This is a genomic window from Paracoccus sp. NFXS7 (assembly GCF_040148865.1).
Taxonomy (GTDB): domain Bacteria; phylum Pseudomonadota; class Alphaproteobacteria; order Rhodobacterales; family Rhodobacteraceae; genus Paracoccus; species Paracoccus marcusii.
On the sequence record NZ_JAKEKV010000001.1, the window covers coordinates 90,487 to 114,430 of the forward strand.

The 23,944-nt window shown below is 62.6% G+C and carries 27 protein-coding genes; 26 read left to right on the plus strand and 1 reads right to left on the minus strand.

What is annotated here, in order from left to right; genetic code table 11:
• Window positions 1-4: 4 nt before the first annotated feature.
• From LZ686_RS00475 to LZ686_RS00525, 11 genes are all read left to right on the plus strand, one after another.
• Window positions 5-1,249 carry a phage major capsid protein gene (locus tag LZ686_RS00475; protein WP_349546651.1) on the plus strand — a complete coding sequence of 415 codons (1,245 nt, stop codon included), beginning with the start codon at window positions 5-7 and terminating at the stop codon, window positions 1,247-1,249.
• A gap of 54 nt (window positions 1,250-1,303) precedes the next feature.
• Window positions 1,304-1,660 (plus strand): hypothetical protein, encoded by a 357-nt coding sequence (locus LZ686_RS00480; RefSeq protein ID WP_349546652.1) that lies wholly within the window; start codon window positions 1,304-1,306, stop codon window positions 1,658-1,660.
• Window positions 1,660-2,181, plus strand: coding sequence for a phage head-tail connector protein (locus LZ686_RS00485; protein WP_349546653.1), 522 nt, complete (start codon window positions 1,660-1,662; stop codon window positions 2,179-2,181). Before LZ686_RS00480 ends, LZ686_RS00485 begins: the two co-directional genes overlap by 1 nt.
• On the plus strand, window positions 2,178-2,507 hold the full coding sequence (locus LZ686_RS00490) for a phage head closure protein (protein ID WP_349546654.1): 330 nt from the start codon (window positions 2,178-2,180) through the stop codon (window positions 2,505-2,507). The genes LZ686_RS00485 and LZ686_RS00490 overlap by 4 nt, the downstream gene beginning before the upstream one ends.
• On the plus strand, window positions 2,504-2,902 hold the full coding sequence (locus tag LZ686_RS00495; RefSeq protein WP_349546656.1) for a DUF3168 domain-containing protein: 399 nt from the start codon (window positions 2,504-2,506) through the stop codon (window positions 2,900-2,902). The genes LZ686_RS00490 and LZ686_RS00495 overlap by 4 nt, the downstream gene beginning before the upstream one ends.
• 292 nt (window positions 2,903-3,194) lie before the next feature.
• Window positions 3,195-3,698, plus strand: coding sequence for an HK97-gp10 family putative phage morphogenesis protein (locus LZ686_RS00500; protein WP_349546658.1), 504 nt, complete (start codon window positions 3,195-3,197; stop codon window positions 3,696-3,698).
• A complete protein-coding gene (locus LZ686_RS00505) occupies window positions 3,691-3,885 on the plus strand; it encodes a hypothetical protein (RefSeq protein WP_349546659.1) in 195 nt (64 codons plus the stop codon). Before LZ686_RS00500 ends, LZ686_RS00505 begins: the two co-directional genes overlap by 8 nt.
• 1 nt (window position 3,886) lies before the next feature.
• A complete protein-coding gene (locus LZ686_RS00510) occupies window positions 3,887-4,342 on the plus strand; it encodes a hypothetical protein (RefSeq protein WP_349546660.1) in 456 nt (151 codons plus the stop codon).
• Entirely contained in the window at window positions 4,342-4,731 is a 390-nt protein-coding gene (locus tag LZ686_RS00515) for a gene transfer agent family protein (RefSeq protein WP_349546661.1), read from the plus strand. Before LZ686_RS00510 ends, LZ686_RS00515 begins: the two co-directional genes overlap by 1 nt.
• Before the next feature lie 163 nt (window positions 4,732-4,894).
• Window positions 4,895-7,234, plus strand: coding sequence for a hypothetical protein (locus LZ686_RS00520; RefSeq protein WP_349546662.1), 2,340 nt, complete (start codon window positions 4,895-4,897; stop codon window positions 7,232-7,234).
• Window positions 7,234-7,869, plus strand: a complete 636-nt coding sequence (locus LZ686_RS00525) for a hypothetical protein (protein WP_349546663.1) — start codon at window positions 7,234-7,236, stop codon at window positions 7,867-7,869. Before LZ686_RS00520 ends, LZ686_RS00525 begins: the two co-directional genes overlap by 1 nt.
• A gap of 18 nt (window positions 7,870-7,887) precedes the next feature.
• Here LZ686_RS00525 and LZ686_RS00530 read toward each other — a convergent pair whose 3' ends face one another.
• Entirely contained in the window at window positions 7,888-8,073 is a 186-nt protein-coding gene (locus tag LZ686_RS00530; protein ID WP_349546664.1) for a hypothetical protein, read from the minus strand.
• Between the two features lie 95 nt (window positions 8,074-8,168).
• On the opposite strand from LZ686_RS00530, the gene LZ686_RS00535 reads away from it, so the two are divergent.
• From LZ686_RS00535 to LZ686_RS00605, 15 genes are all read left to right on the plus strand, one after another.
• Window positions 8,169-8,783: a hypothetical protein gene (locus tag LZ686_RS00535; RefSeq protein WP_349546665.1), complete on the plus strand. Its 615-nt coding sequence runs from the start codon at window positions 8,169-8,171 to the stop codon at window positions 8,781-8,783.
• 5 nt (window positions 8,784-8,788) lie between these two features.
• Window positions 8,789-9,214: a DUF6950 family protein gene (locus LZ686_RS00540; RefSeq protein WP_349546666.1), complete on the plus strand. Its 426-nt coding sequence runs from the start codon at window positions 8,789-8,791 to the stop codon at window positions 9,212-9,214.
• A gap of 4 nt (window positions 9,215-9,218) precedes the next feature.
• Window positions 9,219-13,718: a phage tail protein gene (locus LZ686_RS00545; protein ID WP_349546667.1), complete on the plus strand. Its 4,500-nt coding sequence runs from the start codon at window positions 9,219-9,221 to the stop codon at window positions 13,716-13,718.
• Window positions 13,718-14,281 (plus strand): hypothetical protein, encoded by a 564-nt coding sequence (locus LZ686_RS00550; RefSeq protein ID WP_349546668.1) that lies wholly within the window; start codon window positions 13,718-13,720, stop codon window positions 14,279-14,281. Before LZ686_RS00545 ends, LZ686_RS00550 begins: the two co-directional genes overlap by 1 nt.
• Window positions 14,282-14,292: 11 nt before the next feature.
• The gene (locus tag LZ686_RS00555) at window positions 14,293-14,619 is read left to right on the plus strand and encodes a hypothetical protein (RefSeq protein WP_349546669.1); all 327 of its coding nucleotides are present in this window, start codon (window positions 14,293-14,295) and stop codon (window positions 14,617-14,619) included.
• Window positions 14,616-14,858 (plus strand): hypothetical protein, encoded by a 243-nt coding sequence (locus LZ686_RS00560; protein WP_349546670.1) that lies wholly within the window; start codon window positions 14,616-14,618, stop codon window positions 14,856-14,858. Before LZ686_RS00555 ends, LZ686_RS00560 begins: the two co-directional genes overlap by 4 nt.
• Window positions 14,855-15,034, plus strand: a complete 180-nt coding sequence (locus tag LZ686_RS00565) for a hypothetical protein (RefSeq protein WP_349546671.1) — start codon at window positions 14,855-14,857, stop codon at window positions 15,032-15,034. The genes LZ686_RS00560 and LZ686_RS00565 overlap by 4 nt, the downstream gene beginning before the upstream one ends.
• Window positions 15,025-15,420: a hypothetical protein gene (locus LZ686_RS00570; protein WP_157020387.1), complete on the plus strand. Its 396-nt coding sequence runs from the start codon at window positions 15,025-15,027 to the stop codon at window positions 15,418-15,420. Before LZ686_RS00565 ends, LZ686_RS00570 begins: the two co-directional genes overlap by 10 nt.
• A 227-nt stretch (window positions 15,421-15,647) precedes the next feature.
• Window positions 15,648-18,212: a phage tail protein gene (locus tag LZ686_RS00575; protein WP_349546672.1), complete on the plus strand. Its 2,565-nt coding sequence runs from the start codon at window positions 15,648-15,650 to the stop codon at window positions 18,210-18,212.
• Window positions 18,213-18,230: 18 nt separating this feature from the next.
• Complete coding sequence (locus tag LZ686_RS00580) at window positions 18,231-20,834, plus strand: hypothetical protein (RefSeq protein ID WP_349546673.1); 2,604 nt, start codon at window positions 18,231-18,233, stop codon at window positions 20,832-20,834.
• An 81-nt stretch (window positions 20,835-20,915) separates the two neighbouring features.
• The gene (locus LZ686_RS00585) at window positions 20,916-21,482 is read left to right on the plus strand and encodes an N-acetylmuramoyl-L-alanine amidase (protein WP_349546674.1); all 567 of its coding nucleotides are present in this window, start codon (window positions 20,916-20,918) and stop codon (window positions 21,480-21,482) included.
• Window positions 21,483-21,484: 2 nt separating this feature from the next.
• On the plus strand, window positions 21,485-21,862 hold the full coding sequence (locus tag LZ686_RS00590) for a hypothetical protein (protein WP_349546675.1): 378 nt from the start codon (window positions 21,485-21,487) through the stop codon (window positions 21,860-21,862).
• A 259-nt stretch (window positions 21,863-22,121) separates the two neighbouring features.
• Window positions 22,122-22,871, plus strand: a complete 750-nt coding sequence (locus LZ686_RS00595; RefSeq protein WP_349546676.1) for a hypothetical protein — start codon at window positions 22,122-22,124, stop codon at window positions 22,869-22,871.
• The gene (locus LZ686_RS00600; protein WP_349546677.1) at window positions 22,858-23,361 is read left to right on the plus strand and encodes a hypothetical protein; all 504 of its coding nucleotides are present in this window, start codon (window positions 22,858-22,860) and stop codon (window positions 23,359-23,361) included. Before LZ686_RS00595 ends, LZ686_RS00600 begins: the two co-directional genes overlap by 14 nt.
• Window positions 23,358-23,942, plus strand: a complete 585-nt coding sequence (locus LZ686_RS00605; protein ID WP_349546678.1) for a hypothetical protein — start codon at window positions 23,358-23,360, stop codon at window positions 23,940-23,942. The genes LZ686_RS00600 and LZ686_RS00605 overlap by 4 nt, the downstream gene beginning before the upstream one ends.
• Window positions 23,943-23,944 lie beyond the last annotated feature (2 nt).

Here is a 23,944-nt window from a genome sequence, read left to right on the forward strand (position 1 = left end):
TCACATGACCAAGCATATCCCTACCGCGCTGCTGACGCGCGGGATCCTCGCTGTGCGCGCTGACGCGTCCGGCGACCCCAAACAGATGATGGCGGCCCTGAACCAGGCTTGGGAAGCCTTCAAGTCGGAGAACGAAGCCGAGGTGAAGGCCCTGAAGAAGGGCCAGGAAGATGTCGTCCGTGCGGCCGCGATGACCAAGCTAGAGGATCGCATCGGCACCTTGCAGTCCGCACTGGATCAGCAGGCGACACAGATGGCCGCCCTGCAGATGGGCGGGCCGGGCACCGACGGCAACCCGACCGATCCGGAATACAGCGGCGCCTTCAGCGCGCACTTCCGCAAGGGCGATGTCCAGGCGGCGCTGAACAAGGGCGCGGCCGAGGAAGGCGGTTATCTGGCACCCGTCGAATGGGACCGCACGATCACCGACCGCCTGGTCGAAGTGTCGCCCATGCGCCAGATCGCCTCGATCCAGACTATCTCGACGGCCGGGTTCCGCAAGCTGTTCAATCAGCGCGGGATGGGCTCGGGCTGGGTTGGCGAGACCGCTCCGCGGCCTCAGACCAACACCCCCGAGTTCGCCCAGCTGACCTATGCCACGGGCGAGCTTTATGCCAACCCGGCGGCCACGCAGCAGATGCTGGACGACGCGGCGGTGAACCTGGAGGACTGGATCGCCAACGAGGTCGAGGCCGAGTTTGCGTACCAGGAGGGCTTGGCCTTCGTCGCCGGTAACGGTGTCAACAAGCCCAATGGCGTCCTGACCTATGTCGAGGGCGCGGCCAATGCCGCCGCGCATCCCTTCGGCGCGATCAAAACCCAGACCACGGCCTCGGCCACCGCCATCACCAGCGACGAGCTGATCGACATGGTCTACGACCTGCCGGGCGCACTGTCGCAGAACGCCCGCTTCGTGCTGAACCGCACGTCGCTCGCGCGGATCCGCAAGCTGAAGGACGGCGACGGCAACTACCTGTGGCAGCCGTCCTTCAGCGCCGGCCAGCCGCAGACCCTGCTGGCCTATCCGGTGACCGAGATGGCCGCGATGCCCAACGTCGCCGCCGGCGCGGTGCCCATCGCCTTCGGCGACTTCCGCCGTGGCTACCTGATCGTCGATCGCACCGGCGTCCGCGTCCTGCGCGATCCCTACACCAACAAGCCCTTCGTGCATTTCTACACCACGAAGCGCGTCGGTGGCGGCCTGCTGGATCCGCAGGCGCTGCGCGCCATGCGCATGGCGGCCGCCTAAGCCCCCGTCCGGCCCCTCTGGGCCGGGCCTTCCCCTCTCTGAAACACAGGAGCCATGACCATGGCGAAGAAACCCGACCAGGCCGCCACCGATGCCAACGAGCAGACCGCCGCCAGCTCTGCCGAGCAGGCACAGGCGACCGCTGTCGACACCGCAGTCCTGGTGGATGCCCCTGCCGATCCGGCACCGGCAACTGAGCTGGAGAACCCCTCGGGGGTGATCATCGAGCCGGAAATTCTGGGCGCGGTGGATCTGGCCCATGAGAGCGTCGACGCCAACCCGCGCGCTGGCACGACCAGCGTGCAGAATGCCGTCGACTGGAACGACGCCAAGCGCGCCAAACCGCAGGACGACGACTTCGCAGGTCAGGGCCTCGACACCTCCGTCTACGGCAAGGACGCGTCGGCCTGATGCATCTCACCCTGGTCACGCCACCGGCGCCCTTCATCACGCTGGACGAGGCGCGCAGCCAATGCCGCGTCGAGAATGACCAGGAGGAGAATGCCGTTCTCGAACGTGCGATCGATGCCGCGATATCCTACCTTGACGGGTATCGCGGCATTCTTCGCCGCTGCATTGTCAATCAGCAGTGGCGGATGGACCTCGCCCGCCCCTGCCGGACCGTCCGGATGCCGTTTCCCGACATCAGCAACGTGACGGTCACCTATCCGGGCACCATTCCCGAGCCGGTCCCGTTCGATCTTTGCCATGATGGGCTTGCCGTCAATTTCGGCCACGCGCCCGGCCGGGCGGTGCAGATCCTGTTCACAGCGGGGTTCGGCGAGGTGTCAGCGGTTCCGGCTGCCGTCAAGGTGGCGGCACTGATGCTCGTGGACTTCTTCTACAACCAGCGCGGCGGCCTCAGCGAGGGGCCCGGCTTCCCGCCGGAGGTCGACGTGATGATCTCGCCGTTCAAGGTGTGGCGCGTATGAAGACGGGCCAGCTGAACCGGCGGATCACGCTCCTGGAGCCGCAGCCCAGCAAGGACGCTGACGGCAAGGTCATCCAGGGCTGGACGAACCGGGGCACGGTGTGGGCGAACATACAGCATCGCCCCGGCAGCGAGGCGTTCCAGCAAGCCCGGATGGAGGCAAGAGATCCCGCCACCATCGCCGTGCGGGCCACCGCCCTGTCCCGCCGCCTGTCGTCGCTCTGGCGCGTTGAGACCGACGACACGATCTACGAGGTCAAGGGCAACCCACATCGGTCGCAGGATAATGCGTTCGTCGTCTTTCAGGTCGAGGGCCAACGCAAATGAGGGCCGGTCGCCGTCTTCGCCAGCTGGTCATCGCCCGTATCGAGGATCAGGTCGCAGCGCTGGCTGGTCAGGTCTTCGACCAGGCGATTGACAGCACCGCATATCCCTACGTGACCATGGGCCCGTCCTATTGGAACGACACCAGCGTGACCTGCGTCAAGGCGCGCACGATGACGCTGCAGATCGATCTCTGGCACAGCCAGGACAGCAAGGGGGCCTGCGAGGATCTGACCGACGACATCGCCGCGGCGATTCAGGGCTGGTCTGACACCACCGCGCTGACCATGCACCCGGCGCAGGTGTCGCTAGTCCGGGTGATGGACGATCCCAGTGGCGACGTGCACGGGATCATCCAGATGGAGGTGCGGATCGAAAACGATCCTGAATTATCTTGAGATTACCACGACCCAGGCTTCGGTGGTGCTGCAGGTTCGACGCTCTTCCCCAACACGGCATAGTATTCACGTCCGACCACCACCAGGATTGGTCCAAGAATGCACCCCGTTGCGACAAGGGTCATCAGGAAGCTTGAGGGCTCCTGAAACGGGAGAGTTGCACTCATTTTCGACGACCATAGGGCGCTCAGGACCATTGGGCAGATGACCGCTAGTGCAAGTCCGATCCAACCAACCGCCGTGAAACTCTGACGATAAACGGTTCTCTGCATGCTAAATCTCCGGGGGCTAAATGGCTGAGCTTAACCCTCGCATCGTCGCCAAGCTAAAGCAAATACCGGATGTGGCCGTTCAGGCAGCTCGGGTTGCGATGGAAGAAGGTGCAGAGGAGATCTGCGCCATGATGCGCAGCCTTGCAAAACGGGGTGACACCGGGGCGCTTCAGGCGAGCATTGGCTGGACGTGGGGCGAAATTCCGGCCGGTTCCTTCATGATCGACGAGATCCGGGCTGGCCCGAGACAGGGTGATCAGTATGCGACACTGCGCCTGAAAATCTATGCGGGTAGCAAAGATGCATTCTACGCCCGGTTCGTGGAGTTCGGCACCCGTCCGCATTCACTGGCTCGCAATGCCTCGGTCGATCGGGGAAAGCGTCAAGACCAGGGTGGTTCCCACCCAGGCACCCCCGCTCGGCCTTTCTTTTATCCGTCGTGGAAAAAGATGCGGGCCGCCTATCGCAACGACATTCGCAATCGCGTTCGCGCAGCAATCAGAAAGGCTTGGCGCAATGGCTAAGGCCGTCTTCAGTCGTCGTTTCGACGCAACCGACACCAAGAAGGGCATCTCCATAAGGGTCAATGCCTTGGAAGATCCGCAGACCCAACCTGAATGGGTCATCGCAAAGGCCGTAGAGGCTGGCGCCGCGGTCCGTCATTCCACCAACAAAGCCCCGGCCAAGGCCGCACAATCCAAGGACAAGTGATATGGCACTTCCCGTTCTGCATAAGCGCGGTGACATCGTGATGATGGTCGCGTTTCAGGCTCCCACGACCTTCATCAACTTCTGCGGTGCCACCTCGATCAGCCTGAACATCGAAAACGCCGTCAGCGAGACGCGCGTAGGCGACTGCGAAGACTGGAATTTGCCCACGAAGACAATCGCCGCTTTCGGGGCGCAGACGGTCAATGCAACGGTCAACGCCCAGTTGGCACGATCGAACCGCGACCGCCTGCTCCGTTGGGCCCACGGTCAACTGATCCTGCCGATCCGCTTCCACATCATTCCGGCCGCAAACGGCGAGGTCGAGTACATTGATGGCATGGGCATGTTGCCGACGCTGAACCTGGAAAACATCGGCAGCACCGATGACGGCGCGGTGGTCACCACGACTCTCAACATCCGCTTCGAGGATGGCATCGAATTCACGAACGCATCCTGATGAACACGCAAATCATTCGCTGGCCGGGCGGGGAGCATGCTTTCCGGCTGGCGCTCGCCGAGCTGGAAACAATCCAGCAGAAGACCGACTACGGTCCGGAGTTCCTGCTGCACCGAATCAATGCCGCGCAGTGGAAAGCTGCTGACCTATTCGAGATCATCCGCAATGGTCTGATCGGGGGCGGCATGCCACCGATCGAGGCTCTAAAGCTGGTCCGCAATGCGTTCGAGATGCACCCGCTGATTAGCTTTAAGGTCCCCGCTGCCGAGGTCCTGGCTCTTTGCCTCTATGGCCCGGCGGACGATCCGGTGGGGGAGCCTTTGCCGGTGGAGCCGACACCGGAAGACGAAAAAACGGCCGCTGGAAATTCAGCACCTATTACGGACTAGGCGCCGCGATGGGGTTCACGCCCGTCCAGGTGGGCGGGATGACGCCATGGCAGTTCATGGCCAGTCTCGAGGGCTTTGGCCGGGCAAACGGATGGCAGCCGCCGTCCAATGAGCAGTCGATGTCGATCGAACGCATGCGAGAGTTGGGTATCGAGGGAGTGTGATGGCTGAAGAACCTGATCTTCTGATTTCGGCAGGCTTCTCCGATGCCCAGCTGGTTCGCGAGACGAACAAGGTGGTGGCCCAGTTCCGCAAACGCGGGGAAGAGGCCCAGAAGGCCTTCCAGGACGCTACCGGACGGATAACCGACACCTCGGCCGCCCGGGCCCACGCCCGTGAGCTGGACCGGCTGAGCAAAGCTTATGATCCGGTCTATCGTGCCGCCAGCACCTATGAGGCAGAGGTGAAGCGGCTGGACCGCGCCCTGGACGTCGGGGCGATCACGCAAACCCAGTACACAGCCAAGGTCAGCGATGCTGCCGCGCAGTTTCAGCGTGCATTTGCCTCGATCGTGGCAGGTGCGGACCAGATGGCCCGAGGCATGCAACGGGCCCATATGGGAACGACGGCACTGACCAGAACGACTGGTCCGGTCGTGGCGAACTTTCGGCGTTTCGGTCCCCAAATCCAGCAGGCTGGATACCAGTTCGGCGATTTCGCCGTGCAGGTCGGTGCCGGAACCTCGGCAATGCAGGCTGCCGGCCAGCAGGCTCCGCAGCTGCTCGGAGCGTTTGGCCCAATGGGCGCAGTGCTGGGCCTCGTCGCCGCGGTCGCTTTTCCGCTGGCGAACGCGTTCCTTGGAATGGGCAAGGAGGCCGATAGCCTCGAGGACAAGGTCAAGGCCTTGGAAGGCGCAATCAGTGACTACACGTCGGCTGCAGAGGCTGCCAATACGCCGACCGACGAGCTGATCCAGAAGTACGGAACCGCAGCGGTCGCCGCCCAAGGTCTCCTTGCGCAGCTTGCCCAGATTGCCAAGATCGAGGCAGGTGCAGCCCTTGCGGCCAACGGGGCCGCCATCGCCGCGACGTTCGAAGACCTCAGCAGCTACATCGCGCTGGCGGATGGCGAGATCTCTCAGTTCGGCGACAGCAGCAGCGGGCTCCTTACGATCGCCGATGCCCTTAAAGATCAGTTCGGTCTGAGCATCGACCAGGCCCGCGAGCTGCAAGGCATCCTCGCCGATCAGGCTGCAGCCAAGACCGTGCAGGACCAGGCTGCCGCCATGCAATCCTTGGCGGCCTTCCTCAATGAGGCAGCCGAGTCGGCTCAATACGCAAACGGAGAACTGAACGCCGCCGCCAAGGCTGCATCAGAAGGATCTCTGGCCGGCCTTGAGCTGGCGACCGCGCTCGAAGCCGCGGACGTCGCAGCCGGCGGCGTTGTTGCCACGGTCGATCAGCTTCCTGGCTCTATTGATAGTGCGACGGCCAGCGCGCTGGCGATGGCTGCAGCTCTGCGCACGGCAATTGGTGTTGCACAGTCGATGCCGGGTGCCATTGGCCCCGATCTGAACCGGTTCGGCGACGGTGCCGATATCACACGCCGTGCGGGCGGTTTGGACCTGCAGGAGCAGCAGGACTTCAGATACGAGAACCTGCAGCGGCTCGCTGAAGAGGCGGCTGAGCGGGCCCGGGCTGCCTCCAGATCCCGAACTGGTCGAGGCAGCGGGAGTAAAAAGAGTGCAAAGGCAGCAACCAAGAATAATGATGAGGAGCCGCTATTTGCGGATGTCGAAAAGGACATTGTTGGCCTTGAACGCCAGATCTCCCTGATCGGCAAATCGAACCAAGAGATCGCGACTGCGCGCGCCCGATGGGAGGCGCTGGACGAGGCAAAGCGCCGTGGCATCCCCGTAAACGATGAAATGTCCGCTCAGATCGAGAGGCAGGCTGCCAAATTTGGGATGCTGACGGCGGAGTTGGAAAAGGCCGAGGCTGCTCAGGCCCAGTTTGACCAGGCGATCGACGGGATCGCCAACGCGATGGCTGGCGCGCTTTTGGCAGGTGAGAGCCTTCGGGAGGGGCTGGCGCAGGTTCTGAAGGGCATTGCGGCAGACATCCTGAACAGCGGCATCCGCAGCGCCATCGCAGGCCAATTCAGCGGCGGTGGTGGTGGGTTCAACCCATTCGCGCTGATCGGCAACGTCTTCAGCGGTGGCGACGCGCTTTCCAATGGCCTTCGAGGGGCTGGCCTCAATCCAGTCGGCTCATGGGACGGTGGTGGTTTCACTTGGTCAGGACCACGCTCCGGCGGCATTGACGGCAAGGGCGGCCAATTGGGCATCCTGCATCCGAACGAGACGGTTCTCGACCACACGCGCGGTCAAGGCGCAGGCGGACAGAGCGTCCTGATGGTCGACCTCTCGCCTGACCTGCAGGCCCGCATCCTGGAGCAGGCCATGGGTCAGAGCATCCAGATCACGCAGCAGGCGCAGGTCGCGCAGGCAAAGGCGCTGCCCGGCAAGGTACAGCGCATCAATGCTAAACCAAGGCAGCGCTGATGGCCCTATCCTTTCCCTATGACCTGGGCTTTCTTGACCAGTGCCTGCTGACTGAGCGGGTCGCGCTAGCCCTGCAGCGATACGACGAGCGGTCCGGCAGCGGCGATGGCCGGATGTGGTCGGCGCAGCTTGCGCTGCCGCTGTGGGGCGCGACGCTTGAACTGTTCTCGACACAGCCCGCCCTGGCCCGCGAGATCAACGCGAAGGTCTATGGCTTGGACGGGATGTCAAAGACGTTCCTATGGTCTGACCGCCATTACACGGGACCCGCCTCGGGGGTCATATCGGGTCTTGGCGGGGTTACGGTCAGCAGCATCCGCGCGGATCGCGGCGCCATCGGGGTGTCTGGCCTGCCGGTAGCTTTCAACCTGAGCGTTGGCGACTACCTGTCGATCGCGCACTCGTCCGGGCGATACTACTTCGGTCAGTTTGTTGAGGGCGGCGTGGCCAACGGAGCCGGGAACATCGCAGCGCGCGAGATCCGGCCGTACCTTCCCTTTGGGGTCACAGTGGGGTCAAGGATCGAGCTGGTACGCCCGCACTTCAAAGCGATGGTCACGGACTTCACCCCATTCGCTAACTTCCGGGGGCGGTGGGGCGACAACGCCGCCATCACCATTCTTCAGAAGCCATGAACTCTTGCTGGCCGCTGATTAGAGCGCTTGTTTGAGGTAATCCAACACGTCCGCAACAGGTGCCGACCTGGCACCGTTCAACAGCGTCACGTTGGTACCAGATCGGGGCTGGCGCATCAGTTGCACGCTGTATGAACCGTTTCCGCGATAAATGAGCCTGACTTCGTCTCCGTCGATGAGGTCCAGCTTCTCGTTGTCTGCCATGTCGCTCGTCCCTTCTTGTCCGCTTCTAAGCAGCAACGATGCAATCCGCCGGGACACGAGTCGAGTCCCGGCGTTTCACTATCCGAAGGCATCTCATGCAAAACCTTGACCTCAACTTCATCACGTCCTTGCAGGCTTCGCGAGATGCCGGAATTGCCCCGGTCTGCTTTGTCTGGATCGAGGCACGCAACCGGACTACCGGCGCGACTGAAACCATGGGTCTCTGGACTGGAGATGAGGACATTGCCCAGAGTGTCCAGACCCCCATGGGCGGCTTGGCAACCCGCCCATATCTAGGCGGCGTCAACCTTGCAGTGACCGAGATCAAGCTGGTTGCTGATTTGACCGACGAGCCAGTCACGGTCAGCATGAGCCAGATTGCCGACGCGGCGCAGCAGCTCGTCCGCGGCTATGACGTGCGCCTCGCCTATTGCGAGATCCATGTGACGAGCCGGGTCGGCGGCGTTTTCGCCAGCGTTCCCCAGCTGCAGTTCATCGGTATCGTTGATGACCTGCAGATCGGAACGCCTGAAGTCGGCGGCGACGGCAGCATCGGTCTGATCGTGAGATCCGAGCTGATGACGCAGCTGCTGGCGCCGAACCCGGCAAAGTCGTCCGACAGCCATCAGAAGCGCCGGCAGGCCGGTGATCGGTTCAGCGAATACTCAGGCTCCATCGGGGCCAAGAAAACCCAATGGCGGAAGGATTGATAAGCATGACCGAGCTTCGCCGCCTCGACGACTGGCGCGCCCGCCTCGCTGCCGAGATGGACCGCCAGCGCCGCGACCCTTTCGCATGGGGCCAGCACGACTGCGCGATCGGGTTCGCTGCCGGCATCGTGGAGGCGCTGACAGGTGTGGACCTGTCAGAGGGCTATCGTGGCACGTATGACGGTCCGCGCAGCGCGATGCGGGTTCTACGGGAGGCGGGGGCCGACAGCCTCTCGGCCTTCGTAGGGGCACGCCTGCCGGAGGTTCTCCCAGCATTCGCCAACGTAGGGGACATCGGCATTGTGGCGGCTGAGGGTCCGCTGGACGAGGCCCTGTGCATGATCGACGCCTCCGGCCTGGTGGTGATGACGGAACAAGGCCATGGACGCCGCCCACGAGCGGACCTGATCCGGGCATTCAAGGTCGGCTGAACGCATGAAAAAGCTGCTTGTTATCGTAACCGCCCTGGCGGTCTTTTCGGCTGGCCCGGCGCACGCCGGATTTATTCCTGCCGCTGTCGCATGGGTGAGCAGCACGTTTGCCGTGACCGCGGCCACCGCTGCGGCTGCCCTCAATTTTGTTGGCGGCATCGCGCTGAATGCAATTGCCGGGGCGCTCTACAGGCCGAAGCTGCCCGGCGCTGACGTCAGCGTTGAAGTCAAGGTGGGCGACAATCTTCCCTTGTCTTTCGTCGTCGGGGAGTCGGCGACCGCGGGGAAGCGGAAATATGTCGGCAACTGGGGCGACAACACACGCTTCATCACGGAGGTTCTCGAGTACTCTGCGCTTCCGCAGGGCATGGACGGCCTCTGGATCAACGACGAGCGGGGCAACATCCGCCTGGCCGATGGAATGGAAACGCTCGGCGGCATTGCGAATGTCGGCTACCGCCTGCGGAACTATAACCGCGATGGCGCGACGCGTATCTGGGTCCGTTGGCTGGACGGCACGCAGATGGCGGCCGACCAGACGCTGATCAACCTGTTCGGCAATGATCCGGATTATCCCTGGACGGCCGCGCATATCGGACGCGGGAAGTCCTATGCGATCGTCACGTCGCTTTATGACGACGAGACCCTCACCAGCTATCCGGATTTCTTGGTGGAGCCGACGCCCCTCCCCCTCTACGACTGGCGCTTCGACAGCACCGTTGGGGGATCTGGTGATCAGCGATGGGGTGATCGGTCCACCCACCGCCCGACGAGGAACCCGGCCGTCATTGCGTACAACATCGCGCGTGGGATCTACTTCGGTACCGAGTGGGTCTATGGCGGAAAGAACCTGCCCGCTTGGCGCCTGCCCATCGCAGAATGGACCGCAGCTGCCAACGCATGCGATCAGCTCGTAACGCTCGCCTCCGGCGCTACGGAGCCGCGCTATCGCTGCGGGCTGGAGATCTCCGTGGATATGGAGCCCGCATCGGTTCTCGATGAGATCGGCAGATCCGCGAACATGAAATTCGCTGAAGTTGGCGGGCGGCTGAAGCCCATTGTCGATCTGCCTGGCGCGGCCGTGTTCTCATTCACCGACGGCGACATCCTGACCACCGAGGGTCAGAGCTTCAGCCCGTTCTATCCGGCCAGCGACACGTTTAACGCCATCACTGCGTCCTATCCCGAACGTGGCGAAAAATGGGCAACGAAAGACGCGCCGGAATACATCGATACGGCGGCACGTGAGGATGATGGCGGGCGTTATCTACCGACATCCATGAGCTATGGAGCCGTCCCATTCGGCCGCCAGGTGCAGCGTCTGATGCGATCCCAGATGCGGGATTTCCGTAGGACACGAATCCATCAGTTCTATTTGGCACCGGATGCTTATGCATTGGAGCCGGGCATCGACATGGTCAGCTGGACCAGTGAACGGAACGGCTACATCAACAAGCTCTTCGTGGTCGAAAGCGTCACCAAGACGCCCGGCATGAATGTCCTCGTCTCCCTGCGCGAGGTCGATCCGAGCGATTACGATTGGTCGAGCGACTTCGAGCGGCCGATCGTCATCACTCCGCCGGTGAACCCGCGCCCGTTCGTGCAGACCTCTGACGGCTTCAATGTGGCCCCGTCTAGCATTCCCGACGAGTCGGGCACTGCGCGCCGCCCCGACGTGCTAGCGACTTATGTCGGTGATCAGGTAGGTATCACCAGCATTCAAATTCGCGCTCGCGTTCGGGGTCAAACCGAACTGGTGGTTGATACCCTACGCGGCTGGAACGCCGAACAGGCGTGGCGGTCTTTCAACGTGCTGCGGTCGACCACCTATGAATTCCAGGCGCGGCTGTACTCCGACCTGACGCCACGGGGGGCATGGTCGCCTTGGCGGCCCGTAACGACATCCGACGTCGGGTTCAGCTGGGAGGACTGGGATGAGGAGCTGCGGGAGAGCATCCAGGGCGAGCTGGCGCTGATCCCCGCTGCCGTGGAAGCCGCAGCCGATGCTCGCGGCCGCGCCGATGCCGTTCGCAGGGACCATGACGCGCTCGTCGAGGGGTTCGTCGGCAAGCTGACAGATCTGACGGCGGCCGATCAGGGGATCCAGCAGCGTATCGATCTGATCGAGCTGTCGGTCAGCAACAGCAGCTACATCCGCAAGACGGATGGAGACGGTCCGTCCATCGGGTCGTGGGCCGGCATCGGCGCCGCTTCCACGCCGACGAGTGCGACGTCGGTACCGCCCGGGCAGACCGGGCGCAGCATCGTCGTCAACGCACCCGGTGCGTTCGAAGGTCCGACCTATACCGGTGCCAGCCTGAACGGGACCACGTTCCGCATCAGGGGGTGGATCTTCGTGAGTGCGGGAGCCACTGCCCGCGCCGCGATCGTCGACGCCGGCGGTGCGACCATCGCTCAGTCCGAACCGATCACGGGTGGCTGGCAGCAGATCGACCGCCAGTTCACCGTCAACGTCGAGACAGGCGAATGGGCCCCTGCGTTCCTGGTGACGGCTGGCGGGACCATGCGGTTCTTCCGCGTGCGTCTGGAGGACTACTCGGCCGCAGCCTCGCTTGAGGCTTCAATCGCGCAGAACGCACAGGCGATCCTCGACGAGCAGACGGCACGGGTAGCCTCCGTCGGCACCTTGACGGCGCGGGCGAACAGCCTTGCCGGTCGGTTGCTACCATCGGACATGCTCAACAACGGAGAGTTCTGGACGAACTCGCTTGCAGGCAGTCCGGAAACCATCGGTGGGTTGGCCTCCGTTATGCAGTTCTACACCAGCCCTGCCGTGGGTCCGGTAGCTCGAATCCCGTTGGGGCAATCCTCCAACATCCATATCGTGTCGAAGGGTGTCACCGAGTACACCACCGGCAAGGTCATCAGACTGACGGTCAAGGTGGCGACGATCGCTGGTACGACGGATCGACTGCGCGCCCTGTTCGTCGCCTTGCGGTCCGACTTCACGTCGTCGCGTGTCTTTGGCACCAACATGATCATCAGGCCTACCATCGGCGGGCAGTTTCAGACGATCAGCGTGGACTTCGTCGTGCCGGCCGCACTGGCGGACGAGGTGTGGCTGCGGATCGGAGTGTTCTCGAACGCGTCGACGACGCCCGATCGCACGATCGACGTCGCCTCGATCCGCATCGACGACATTACGGCATCTGAAGGGGTCCGCGGCGAACTGACTGGAGAGATCACCAGTATCAAGGGACTGGATCTGAACGCTCTGGACGGAACGGCCTTTGGCGTCCTGCTGGATCAGCTGGAAGTCAGCGCCGGAGGAACCAGTGCCAAGATCACAGCCCAGGGGAGCGCGATTGCCGATCTGGAGGGCAATGCGTCGTCGGTCTACGGCGTCCGCGTCCAGGCTGGCGGTGCAGCCTCGATCCTCGACTTGATCGCATCCGATGGCTCCGGGGTTCGGCCCACCTCGATCGCGCGATTGGATGCGGACGATATCCTGCTTGAGGGTTCGGTCTATGCCGACAAGCTAGCGGTGGTGGGCGTTCCCACGCTGGTCCATGATCCGCTCTACAAGCGTCTGCCAGCGTGGCTGGGGCTCTCGTCGGGTGCAAGCTTGGGGACGGTGGCGGCGGCCGACACCGGCACCGGTACCGCGTTCTGGGGCGGCGAGCGGATCCTGCAGATCAACGCCTCGACTACGGCTTATGCGCGGGTCATTTCCCGCAAGGTTCACGTCAAGGCCGGCAATCGGATCAAGATCGAGGTTCCAGTCCGTGCACTCGTCGCTGGCCGGACAGCTGGTGTCCGGGTCTTCTTCTTCGAGACGGAGGCCCAAAGCATCGGCTCGCCAACAGCTATTGCTGGATCCGGGTTCATCGGCACGACAGCAGCCATGGCCACGATCGAGGCGGTGGTTCCGGCCGGCTGCGCGTGGATGGCGCTCGAGCTGGCGAACTCTCCGGCCCAGACAGGCGCAACTGCCGGCGGCGCATGGTTCGGCTTCCCCGAATTGCGCAACATGGATGCGGCCAACCTGATCGTTCAGGGTGGTGTGGTCGCGGACATGATTACGGCCGACACCATGCGAGCGCTTAACGGGCGCTTCAGCAGCCTGGCTGCGGCTAACGTGGCGATCGGCAATGCAGAGATCGGCACGCTGCAGATCGCCGGGAACGCCGTCGTGGTACCTGTCGGTGGGAAAGGGGCAATCGTCTCAAGCGCCGGCGAGGGCAACTGGCGAAACTTGCTGACGCTCAACGTTCCGCTGTTCCGGCCCGCGCCAATCGCCGTCAGCTGGGCCATACGCCACTACTACTACGAGGGCGGCTTTGGTGCCTACGGTCTGCGGATCAGGCTCAACGGCAACATCATCGAGCAGAAGGAGGCAAACGGTCTACCAGCCGACTTCCCGAGCGGTAACGCCTTCGGACAGGGCTTGGCAGGGAACAACAGCGTGGTCCTGCAATGGCAGGGATGGGGCGGCCTCAGGCTGGAGGCACAAGGATCGATGACAGTGCTGGGGATTCAGTGATGATCTACTTCCTGAAATATGTCGTAGCGACGGGAGAGATCACGTTCTCCGGATTTTCACCCGATCCGATCATGGACCAGCCACTGGACGACGGCGAGGCAATGCTGGAAGGCCAGGCCGACCCGTCGCTCTACTATGTCGTGGACGGTGCAATCACGCCTTATCCCGCGCGTCCCAACCCGTGGGCGCGGTTCGATTCCGGAACGCATGAATGGATCGACCCCCGGACGCCGGCGGACATGCAGGCCGCCCTGTATGCTGCCCGGGCCGTCACCAGCATGGACCGCAGCGAGCTCCTGATCCGGATGGCGATGGCCGGCATGATGCCGGCCGAGGATGCCGAGATCGCGGCCGGGGGCATCATACCTCCCACCATCCAGGCAGCGCTGGATGCCTTGCCGCCGGAGGTCTTTCCTCCGGAGGCGCAGATGGTCGCCCGCATCAAGTGGCGCAGCGACAATGTCATCAGCCGCGTGAACCCGGTCATCGTTCTCGCGGCTGCAGCTCTTGGTGTGACCGATGAACAGATGGACGCGATCTTCGAAGTCCGAATCCCCCAGTAGAAGAGGAACGCATGATCGCCTTCATGATCGACCTGCTGCGCACACCTGACGCGCAGCGGGATCCATATGCCTGGAGTTCCACCCTGCTGGCCCATGCATTCATCGGCGTCGCACTGGCGGCGATCCTGCCATGGGGCGTTCCCATTCTCGCCTATGCGGCATGGGAGGCCGTGCAGTGGCGCCGATACGGGGCCAACGCGGCAGACTGCGTCCTTGATTGGTGTGCTGTGTCGTTGGGTGTGTGCCTCACCGCGGCGCTGTCCGCCGGGCATTCCGCGGTCGGGTCCGTCCTGGCGCTGGCGATCGTCCTGTTTGTCGGAGTGAGAGCCCGCCGATGAGCATGGCCGAATGGATTGCCACCCTCGGCGGCGGTCTGCCGGCGGCAGTAATCGCCGTCTCGGGTTGGGCCAACTGGATCCAGTACAAGCGCAACGGCGAGCTGCAGGACAAGATGCTGGAGATGGCGCAGGCGATGGTGAAGGAAAGCCGCGACCTGGTTACCGACACGAACAAGACGAACGCGGCGAGCACTGAAATCATGGGCCGGGCGGTCCGGCTTCTGGAGGATCGGCGATGATGGGGCGGCTCATTCGACAGCTGACCGGCCACGGGCGAAGGGCCGAGAAGGCCGACACGATCATGCGTGAGCACATGACAGACTCGGCCCCGGAAAAACGGGCCATCAAGGCAAGAAACGCGGCGATCGAGCGCCTTGTGCAGCAGCTGGAGAAGGACACCACGACATGGCAATGACTATCGGGCTGATCGCCGTCATCAACGCGCTTGGCTATTTCGCGGTGATCTGGGCGTTCCGTGCCAGCTTCCGCGAGCTGCGGTCCGCAACCTGGTGGTTCGCCACCGGTTTCATGATCCTTGCCGGGGCCATCATACTGCGCGGCCTCTACTGGGACGTGGCCATGCCGCTTCTGCGGATGTGGGTGCCGGGATTTGCCGAGCAGTGGACCGATGCGACCCGCGGGCGGCTCATCAACATCGTCTTTGGCCTCATGAAGATGGCATCGTTCTTCTGCGCCCTGAAATGCCGCCAGCTGCTGATCCCGGAGGATGAGCGGCACCATTGGCCGCTATGGCGCGCCTGGCTGCACCCCACCAAGATCCGCCTGCTGCCCTGGCGGTAAGTCGATTGGCGGTCTCTGTTGTGCGCTGACAGAGACCGCCTGACCGAACAACAACGAATAAGCACGACTCGGCTGCGCATACACTAGCCGCCTGCATACGAATGCCAAGCCTGCCCGCCCTGACCGGCGGGCTTTTTCATGGCCTCTCGATACGTTCCCGGCCGGTGTCGTGCGCGAACGCCCAAGCCGCAATCTAGGCAATGCCGCCCAATCTGAGGATCAGCCACATGGCACTACCTGTCCTGCACAAGCGCGGCGACATCGTGATGATGGTCGCGTTTGATAGCCCTACGACCTATGTCAATTTCTGCGGTGCGACGTCGATCAGCCTGAACCTTGAGAATGCGGTCAGCGAGGTCCGCGTCGGAGACTGCGAGGACTGGAGCCTGCCCACCCGAGTGATCGCCTCCTATGGCGCGCAGACGGTCAATGCGACGGTCAACGCACAGCTTGCCCGCTCGAACCGTGACCGTCTGTTGCGATGGGCCAAGGATCAGATTGCCCTGCCGGTTCGCCTGCATATCGTCTCCGCCCCTTCCGGAGAGGTCGAGTACATCGACGGCATGGGGATGCTGGCCACGCTGAACGTCGAGAACATCGGCAGCACGGATGATGGCGCGGTGGTCACCACGACCTTGAACATCCGCTTCGAGGATGGCGTCGAGTTCATCAACTCCGGCCAGGTGCTGACCGCGCCACAGTTCACCTCCATGCCCTCGCTGCTGGGATCAACAGCTCTTGGCGGCACGATCACGATCAACCTAGGTGCGGCCTCCGGTGTGCCTGCTCCGGTGTTGTCTGGGACGCTTTCGCGCCCAGGTGTTTCGCCTGTCGCGGTGACGCAGGGCCAGCAGATAACGATCGCCTCTGGCGACCAGGGTGGCAGCCTGTCTCTGACAGCAGTTGCGACGAACAGCCAAGGGACCGATACGGAAACGGTTGCACGGTCCGTGCCCGCCGCCGAGCCTACAACGGCTCCAGCCATTACCAGCAGCCCCGTGATCACTGGCAGCGCAACTGCGGGCGGCACGTTGTCGTCCACGCTTGGAGCCGCCAGCGGAAATCCCGCGCCAAACGCAACGCGGCAGTGGCTGGCTGACGGTGTGGCCATCGCTGGCGCGACCGGCGCCACGCTGGACACCACGGGCCGTGCCGGCCAGTCGATCAGCCTTCGCGTGACCTGGTCCAACGGCATCGGTAGCACGGCCGTCGCGACATCCAATGCCATCGCCATCGTGGCTGCAGCAACTGCCCCCGTCCCATTCGCGGCAGGCGACTGGTCCCTCGCCACCGGTCTGGAGGCGAACCAGCTGGTCGTGAACATTGCATCGCTGCCCGCCAACGGCGGGTCGCAGATCACCGCGATCCAGTACTCCGCGAACGGCGGGACGTGGACCGCGCTGCCTGGTGGCGCAGGAACCGGTCCCCGTACGTTGACCATGCCCGCGGCCGCCACGAGCTATTCGATCCGCCTGCGCGCTGTGAACGCGGTGGGCAACAGCACGCCCGGCGACACGAAGACCGCCACCAGCGGCGCTGCAGGAGCTCCGGCCATCGACGCAATCGTCGTGATCGGCGCGTCGCTGATGAACAGCATGTTCGGCCGCAGCCTGACGACGCCCCACGCGACCGCGACGAGCCTGCTGCAGGCCGCGGGCCACAACCTGCCGGTCTATGGCTGGGCCACCAACGGCGCGCAGCTGGCGGAGAGCGACGATCACTACACCGCCGCCCGCGCCGCGTTCCCGAACGCACTGATCCTGTCGCATTTCGGAGGTGGCAACGTCACGTCGATCCGACCCTACCCGGGCGGGCAGGCTGCGTTCGAGGCGGGTCTGGGTGAACTGCTGGCCGTCGCCGCAGGGGATACCCGCTTCTACCCGGCGTCGATGTCCTTCCGGGACTATGACGACACCACGTTCATCACCCCGGCGAACGGCTCGAAGCCCTACAACGAGAACCTGCTGATTCCGTGGATCGCCGCCAACTTCCCGCACGCGATGGCAAGCTATGGCCGCCCGAAGCTGGATTACTACCGGCGCGTCCTGCAGGACTTCGAGACCTGGCTGGTGGCCGACAACATCCACCTGACCAGCACGGGCATCACGCAGTTCCGGCAATGGATCGTGTCGCGGATCGCGGACCTGCTGAACGGCGCGATACCTGCGGAGATCACCGAGCGCGTCTATGTCGCGCCAGAGCCGGAGCCCGGCGTCTACCCGCTGTCGATCATCAACTTCACGGGCGAGACCTTCGGCAGCGAGTTCCAGGCCCCGCGCAACAACGTCTTCGGCAACGCGGCCACGGTGAACCCCAACCCGCTGCCGAACATCCTGGATGTGGACGGCAACCCGACCGGCCTGAGCCTCTCTCATGGCTACACCGGCAACCCTGCCATCGGCGCGACCGCACCGGGCCGCGGGGCGAACAACAACGGCAACGTCGGTGGCCTGCCCGCCTACAACGGCACGCTGCTGTCGGCCAACGTCGTCGGCTCCAGCGCCTACATCACCACCGGCGTCACCATGCCGATGACGATCTCCGGCGCGGTGCCCGGCGCGCAGTACGAGTTCGGGATCGTCGGCAGCCGGAACGCGGCCGACGTCCGCAACACCACGGTGACCATCGCGGGCACTCCGACCACCTGGAACACCTCGGAGGCAACGCCGCAGGAGCGGCGCGTGACCGTGACCGCCGCGGCGGACGGAACCATCCCGATCGTCGTCGCACCCGCGGGCGCTGCCCTTGCCTACCTGGGCGGCCTCTCCATCCGACGGCTCCCCGCCGCCTAAGTCCAGAAAGGACACTTCATGCCCACCGCTGAAATCGCGGCGCGCCTCGGCGTCATCAATGGCGAGTCCGCACGCCCCTTCATCAACGCCTTCAAGCAGGCCTGGTCCTGGCAGGCCGACCGGGGCGGCGCACAATGGGACCAGCTGGTTGCCGCCGGTCACATGACCCCCGGCGGCCAGCTGCTCTCGATCCCGCCGGGGTTGGGCGGGTTCCGCACCCGACTCTTTCACAACATGCCGGCGGAGGCGGGCGGCTCCGGCCGTCACCGTCTGCGGTGGGACGGGACCTGCACCATCGATCTGCATGGGGCCCGCAACATCACCCGCGTGTCGCCGAACGAAATCCAGTTCGACTTCACCGCCAACGGCGCATCCTCGGTCGATCTGATCGTCCGGACGATTGATCCCGCAGGTGGCCCGATCGAGAACATCACGCTGGTGCACCAGGATGATTGGGCCGACGCCGACCGGGGCAAGATCTTCCGTCGGCAGTACCTGACCGAGGTGGCTCCCTATCACGCCCTGCGGTTCGACGAGTGGATCGGCATCCTGACCTCGGAGAACCAGGGCGGGCTGCGGATCACGGACTGGGCCAGCCGGGCGCTGCCGACCGACGAGATCTTCCACCGCTTCGTGCCCTACGAGTGGATGGCAACGCTGTGCCGGGAGGTCGATGCCGCGATGTGGCTGTGCCTGCCGACCGCGGCCACTGACGATCACATGCGCCAGTGCGCGGCCCTGATCCGCGACCTGATGCCCGCGCCGCGCAAGGTGATCTGCGAGCTGAGCACCAAGACGTGGGACCACTCCGGCACGCCGCAGGCCCATTTCTTCGCCAAGCTGGGCCGTGACATCTTCGGCACCAATACCGGCCAGGAGTATCTGAACGGGTACGCGATGCGGGCCACCCGCATGGCGCAGATCTGGCGCGAGGTCTGGGGCGAAGATGCGCGCCTCAAGCTGACCATCCAGTCGCAGACCGACAACGAGGGTTCTGTGATCGATATCCTCGAAGCTCCGCTGTGGCGCAGTGCGTCTGCCGCCGGGCGGCCGGGTGTGCCGCAGTACGTCGCGCCGCATACCGTCTTCGACACGCTGACGGTGCATGCTCAGATCGACGGCGGCATGGCGTACGGAGGTCAGGGGGCACAGATCGAGAAGTGGCGCACCACCCTTCCGCAGGCTGAGGCGTTCAACAGGCTGCGCGACCGTATGCTGACCGGAGGGGGGCGGACCGTCGCCGGACTGCGCCCCAAGTGGCAGCATATCCGCCGGGAAACCGCCAAGAAGGGCTTGAAGCTGTCTTCCTATGAGGTCGGCAACCACATCAACGACCTCAGCCGCAGCGCGGCCTTCCGGTCCTTCATGCATGCGTTCTCCGTCAGCCCGCAGATGGGCGAAGTCTACGCCGCCACCTTCAAGGCATTGGAGGACGTCGGCTTTGACGGCCCCCTTGCCATGTCGGTCGAGTGCCGCAGGCCGGATCAGAACATCATGCATGGCCTACAGCGCTGGCTGGGCGACCGGAACCCGGCCTGGGCCGCCGTGCGGGCGCTGATCGAGGATGCGCCTGTCACGGTGCCTGTGCCGACGCCCGTGCCGGTCCCGGAGCCCGAACCGGTGCCGACGCCCACCCCCACGCCGGATCCTGTCCCGAAGCCGACCCCAACCCCTGAACCGGAGCCCGTTCCGGAACCAACCCCCGAGGAACCCGACATGGCCGACCGCCAACTGCTGATTGCCCTTTTGGCCCTGCTGAAGGAGGGCACTGCCTTGCTGGAAGCCCACCTGTCCGCCGAACCTGCGACGCCGGCCCCGACGCCCGATCCGGAGCCGACCCCCGCTCCTGCGCCCGAACCTGCGCCGGAGCCGGTCCCCGTGCCGCAGCCGACGCCCGAACCAGTTCCCGCGGTCCCGGCCGGTTACCGCGCCGTGCAGGACTTCAAGATCGACCGCAGCCTTTCCTACGACTGGTCGAGCAAAGGCGGCATCAACATCTTTCTGCCGAACTGGGCCGGTGGTGATCGGGGCAACGGTGTGGGGGGCAGTCTCGGCACGCCTTCCCGTGTCCGCTACGAGGACGAGAAGGCCGTCACGATCAACGCCGGCATGGAAGGCGGCAAGTGGCTGAACGGCGCGCTGCAGCTGAACCGGCCAACCGTCGCGCGCGGCAAGTGCGGCGCCGTGGTCACCAGCCACACCAGGACCGCGGTCAACGCGTTCTATGGCCACGCGGCCAACGGCAAGGAACTGGACTTCGAGCTGGTCAAACGTGACGGCGTGATCGGTTGGGCGCCGGCGGTCCACATGCCGCGCACTGGCGGCGGCCGCGCCTCCTCGGACCGTCGCAAGCTGGCCCTGGGCGCGTTTAAGCCGGGTGTCCGGCAACACCTGGAGTTCGAGCTGTTCGCCGATCGCTGCGAATTCTCGATCGACGGCGAGATCTTCGAGACGGTCCGCCCGGCGGACATGGGCGCGGGCTTCATCTGGGACGTCACCACCGGCATGGCGACTTTCGCCACGATCGAGCGGCACGCAGCCTGGGCTGGCTGGAGTGCGACCGACTATGCCCGCGAAAGCCGGATGACCATCCACAGCTTCCTGCTGCCCTCGATGCCGTAAGGCGTCCGATCAATCGAGAGCCCAAGCCCGCCCCGCCTCCGTGCGGGGCTTTTTCATGTCCACACCCACAAGGAGGCAGCCATGCCGCACTTCCCCATCAAGTACATCGTGCTGCACTACAGCGCGACCTATCCCGACCAGGATTACGGCGTGGCTGACATCCGCAAGATGCACCGCGCCCGCGGGTTCAACGATGTCGGCTATCACTACGTGCTCCGGCGCAGCGGGGCTGTCGAGAAGGGCCGCCCGGACACTGTCGTCGGCGCTCACGTCGCGGGCCACAACATGGGCAGCCTGGGCATCTGCTGCATCGGCGGCATCGAGCGGGCGACCGGACCCAATGTCGGCGTCGACAATCGGACCGAGGCGCAGAAGGCTGCGACGGTAAAACTGGTCCGCGAGCTGCTGGCCAAGCATCCCGGCGCCCAAGTCGTCGGACACCGTGATCTTGGCGCTACCCAGTGCCCCGGCTTCGACGTGCGCAGCTGGTGGGCCGCGGCCAATGCCCGGCCACCTGTCATCGACAGCGTCCCGCCGAAGCCCCTGCCCTCTCCGGCTTCCCCTGCCGTCACCGGTCCCGCCAAGGGCGTGATCTACATCCTCGCTGCGCTGGCTGCTGCCGCCGCGGTCTTTTTCGGAGTGAAATAACCATGAACCCGCTGATGCTCTTCAAGACCCTTCGCGATCTGTCGGCGCTGATCGAGCAGGCGAACCGCCTTGCCGGCCCGGACAAGCGCTGGTCGCTGGCCTTCACCAACCGCTCCTTCATTGTCGCCTGCGTGGCCTTCGTGGCTGCGGCCGCGCTGATGATCGGCCTGCCGTTTCCGATGCCGATCGATGTGACGGCGGAGACGGTCTATGCCGTGATCACCGTTGCGGGCTTGCTGTGGGCCGGCATCGAACGGATGCTCGGCAAGACGCGGGCGGTCTGGAACAAGAAGCAGGCTGTCGAGGCGATAATTGAGGCAGATGCGTTGACCACGGCACTGCACAAAGTTCCGAGTGTATCCGCCCGACCACCCCGGTGATGACGGTGGGAAATATCTGCTTCTACCTCGGCTCCATTCTGCATTCGTCTGATGCAAACGGCACCAACCCACCAGAAATTTGTTGCCGTTTCAACCAGCTGCTACGACCATGCTTGGACAAAGATCGCTTGTCGAAAGAAATAAACTAGATTTGCTTCCGCCGTTGTACCTTGCTTCGGCAGAGCAGCGGACCTTGCCTTGACAACAGGAGATCACTTCCGATCTTACTACACGCGTAAGAAGCAAAAAGAGTTCGCGTATGCTACCTTCATCTAATATACGCCTCATTTGGTTTTTGACGGACCCTAAACCACTAGATTTGGCGGCTCTCTACCAAACCTTGTTTGTGGAAGAACCTGACAAACTTGCGCGTTTTAAGAATCAAACGCCACAAACGCCTTTCCTAGCGACGGCCGGTGGGAGCTTTGGAGGTTACTCTGTTGAACTTCAGGCGCAGACGGGACGTGTAGATCTAGTTCTACAGCCAGATGCACAGGCACTTGGATCTCAGCCAAATCCAGCACCATCTCTCTTGGATACCCAAGCAGCTATATGGGAGTTAGATACTGCGATTGCCCGAGCAGAACTATTGCCGGAGAGCCATCGGAATGCTGTAGTTGTAGTCGCAACCAAATTATGCGACAGCAACATCGAGGCCATTGATGAATTTAATAAGTATGTTGGAACCAAGGATACTATTATAGATTCATCTGATCATTTCTTTCAGATAAATAAAAGAAAAGAAATTGGAAATGTCTATTTCAACCGCGTAGTGCAAGCAGCAGCATTGGAGTTCCAAAGCTTTCAGCTTTCCATGAATGGTCAAAGCTCACCTGCTCAAACCATGAATACTACGCATGTTTTAAACCTTACATTTGACTTTAATACCGTTCCTGATGGAACCACCTTTGGCGTCGAGAAACAGAAAGAGGTATTTCGCACATTACTTGACGAACAACGAATAGCTTGTGCGGAAGTTAGCTTGGAGTTTTTAAATGACGCACGATGAAAAAGTATCGTCTTGGAACATGTTCGAGAATATCTCTAAGGGATCCCTGAGCACCATTCCACAGGGATCATCATCAACCATACTCGAGAAAAAAGACAATACCATTACGGGAAGCAATTGGCGAACTCATCAATACTACGAAATATTATCTGTATTAGACGGAATGTCAAAACTAGACGAAAATGATGATTTTTACGTCGACCCAGGCATCAAAGACAACGCTATTTATATTCTCTCCTACCTGAATCAGTATCCAAGTATTCCTCTGCCGCAAATCCTACCTGAGGGAAAAGACTCTCTATCACTTACGTGGGCGGTTTATAATTTTAAGCAGTTTCTGACTTTATATGAAGATGAACTTGAAAGTACGAAATACCAGCCGGAAACAAAGCTGCGTTGCATAGAAATTCATAATTTCGGCCGAAAACTGGATTTAAAGGCTTTATCTAACATGATGCCAGGAAAGGCTGGCGCAATTACAGCACGATGAACCTGCCAACAGATATATTTTGCCGTGCTGCCGTATTCCCGACCTGCACAAAGGAGGGAGTTTTTAACCGAGCAGCCTTATTTGCATTTTCGGATGCAGGGAATTATTGTCGCGCACTATCCTTGGCTGGATGGGATAAATGCTGCAACGCAGAGCAGGTTCATGATTTCGGCGACAACGTTGCAACGGAAAAGAATCGCAGATTTCAAGAAAAGCACAATAGGCCACCTGTAGAGGACGAGGTTGCGCACTACTTAGGATACTATTCTATAATGGTGCGCAACGTAAGTCTTGGAAGCAATATGTACTCCAAGAGCGTGATACGTCACGCGCCTGAAGATGGCGACGATCGCCATTTTCATATCGAACTTCATCCAAATGAAGCAGCGCTCGCTGACAAAAAGCCGGATCGAAGAGTAAAATCAGATGAACGACTGCTACGTGACGAGTTAGCGACAGTACTGTTCGGACCCAGCCCCCTCCCAGCACGGCATTGCTCCGAAAGAGTTTTAGAACTTCAGAGAATTGCTCTAGAGCAGATCGAAAACACGCATGCCGTTAATGTATTAAATAACAGTTAGCC

What these genes read in the sequence shown, in the direction of transcription:
- LZ686_RS00475 (WP_349546651.1), top strand. Translation starts at nt 5, where the DNA reads ATGACCAAGCATATCCCTACCGCGCTGCTGACGCGCGGGATCCTCGCT.
- LZ686_RS00480 (WP_349546652.1), top strand. Translation starts at nt 1,304, where the DNA reads ATGACCATGGCGAAGAAACCCGACCAGGCCGCCACCGATGCCAACGAG.
- LZ686_RS00485 (WP_349546653.1), top strand. Translation starts at nt 1,660, where the DNA reads ATGCATCTCACCCTGGTCACGCCACCGGCGCCCTTCATCACGCTGGAC.
- LZ686_RS00490 (WP_349546654.1), top strand. Translation starts at nt 2,178, where the DNA reads ATGAAGACGGGCCAGCTGAACCGGCGGATCACGCTCCTGGAGCCGCAG.
- LZ686_RS00495 (WP_349546656.1), top strand. Translation starts at nt 2,504, where the DNA reads ATGAGGGCCGGTCGCCGTCTTCGCCAGCTGGTCATCGCCCGTATCGAG.
- LZ686_RS00500 (WP_349546658.1), top strand. Translation starts at nt 3,195, where the DNA reads ATGGCTGAGCTTAACCCTCGCATCGTCGCCAAGCTAAAGCAAATACCG.
- LZ686_RS00505 (WP_349546659.1), top strand. Translation starts at nt 3,691, where the DNA reads ATGGCTAAGGCCGTCTTCAGTCGTCGTTTCGACGCAACCGACACCAAG.
- LZ686_RS00510 (WP_349546660.1), top strand. Translation starts at nt 3,887, where the DNA reads ATGGCACTTCCCGTTCTGCATAAGCGCGGTGACATCGTGATGATGGTC.
- LZ686_RS00515 (WP_349546661.1), top strand. Translation starts at nt 4,342, where the DNA reads ATGAACACGCAAATCATTCGCTGGCCGGGCGGGGAGCATGCTTTCCGG.
- LZ686_RS00520 (WP_349546662.1), top strand. Translation starts at nt 4,895, where the DNA reads ATGGCTGAAGAACCTGATCTTCTGATTTCGGCAGGCTTCTCCGATGCC.
- LZ686_RS00525 (WP_349546663.1), top strand. Translation starts at nt 7,234, where the DNA reads ATGGCCCTATCCTTTCCCTATGACCTGGGCTTTCTTGACCAGTGCCTG.
- LZ686_RS00530 (WP_349546664.1), bottom strand. Translation starts at nt 8,073, where the DNA reads ATGGCAGACAACGAGAAGCTGGACCTCATCGACGGAGACGAAGTCAGG.
- LZ686_RS00535 (WP_349546665.1), top strand. Translation starts at nt 8,169, where the DNA reads ATGCAAAACCTTGACCTCAACTTCATCACGTCCTTGCAGGCTTCGCGA.
- LZ686_RS00540 (WP_349546666.1), top strand. Translation starts at nt 8,789, where the DNA reads ATGACCGAGCTTCGCCGCCTCGACGACTGGCGCGCCCGCCTCGCTGCC.
- LZ686_RS00545 (WP_349546667.1), top strand. Translation starts at nt 9,219, where the DNA reads ATGAAAAAGCTGCTTGTTATCGTAACCGCCCTGGCGGTCTTTTCGGCT.
- LZ686_RS00550 (WP_349546668.1), top strand. Translation starts at nt 13,718, where the DNA reads ATGATCTACTTCCTGAAATATGTCGTAGCGACGGGAGAGATCACGTTC.
- LZ686_RS00555 (WP_349546669.1), top strand. Translation starts at nt 14,293, where the DNA reads ATGATCGCCTTCATGATCGACCTGCTGCGCACACCTGACGCGCAGCGG.
- LZ686_RS00560 (WP_349546670.1), top strand. Translation starts at nt 14,616, where the DNA reads ATGAGCATGGCCGAATGGATTGCCACCCTCGGCGGCGGTCTGCCGGCG.
- LZ686_RS00565 (WP_349546671.1), top strand. Translation starts at nt 14,855, where the DNA reads ATGATGGGGCGGCTCATTCGACAGCTGACCGGCCACGGGCGAAGGGCC.
- LZ686_RS00570 (WP_157020387.1), top strand. Translation starts at nt 15,025, where the DNA reads ATGGCAATGACTATCGGGCTGATCGCCGTCATCAACGCGCTTGGCTAT.
- LZ686_RS00575 (WP_349546672.1), top strand. Translation starts at nt 15,648, where the DNA reads ATGGCACTACCTGTCCTGCACAAGCGCGGCGACATCGTGATGATGGTC.
- LZ686_RS00580 (WP_349546673.1), top strand. Translation starts at nt 18,231, where the DNA reads ATGCCCACCGCTGAAATCGCGGCGCGCCTCGGCGTCATCAATGGCGAG.
- LZ686_RS00585 (WP_349546674.1), top strand. Translation starts at nt 20,916, where the DNA reads ATGCCGCACTTCCCCATCAAGTACATCGTGCTGCACTACAGCGCGACC.
- LZ686_RS00590 (WP_349546675.1), top strand. Translation starts at nt 21,485, where the DNA reads ATGAACCCGCTGATGCTCTTCAAGACCCTTCGCGATCTGTCGGCGCTG.
- LZ686_RS00595 (WP_349546676.1), top strand. Translation starts at nt 22,122, where the DNA reads ATGCTACCTTCATCTAATATACGCCTCATTTGGTTTTTGACGGACCCT.
- LZ686_RS00600 (WP_349546677.1), top strand. Translation starts at nt 22,858, where the DNA reads ATGACGCACGATGAAAAAGTATCGTCTTGGAACATGTTCGAGAATATC.
- LZ686_RS00605 (WP_349546678.1), top strand. Translation starts at nt 23,358, where the DNA reads ATGAACCTGCCAACAGATATATTTTGCCGTGCTGCCGTATTCCCGACC.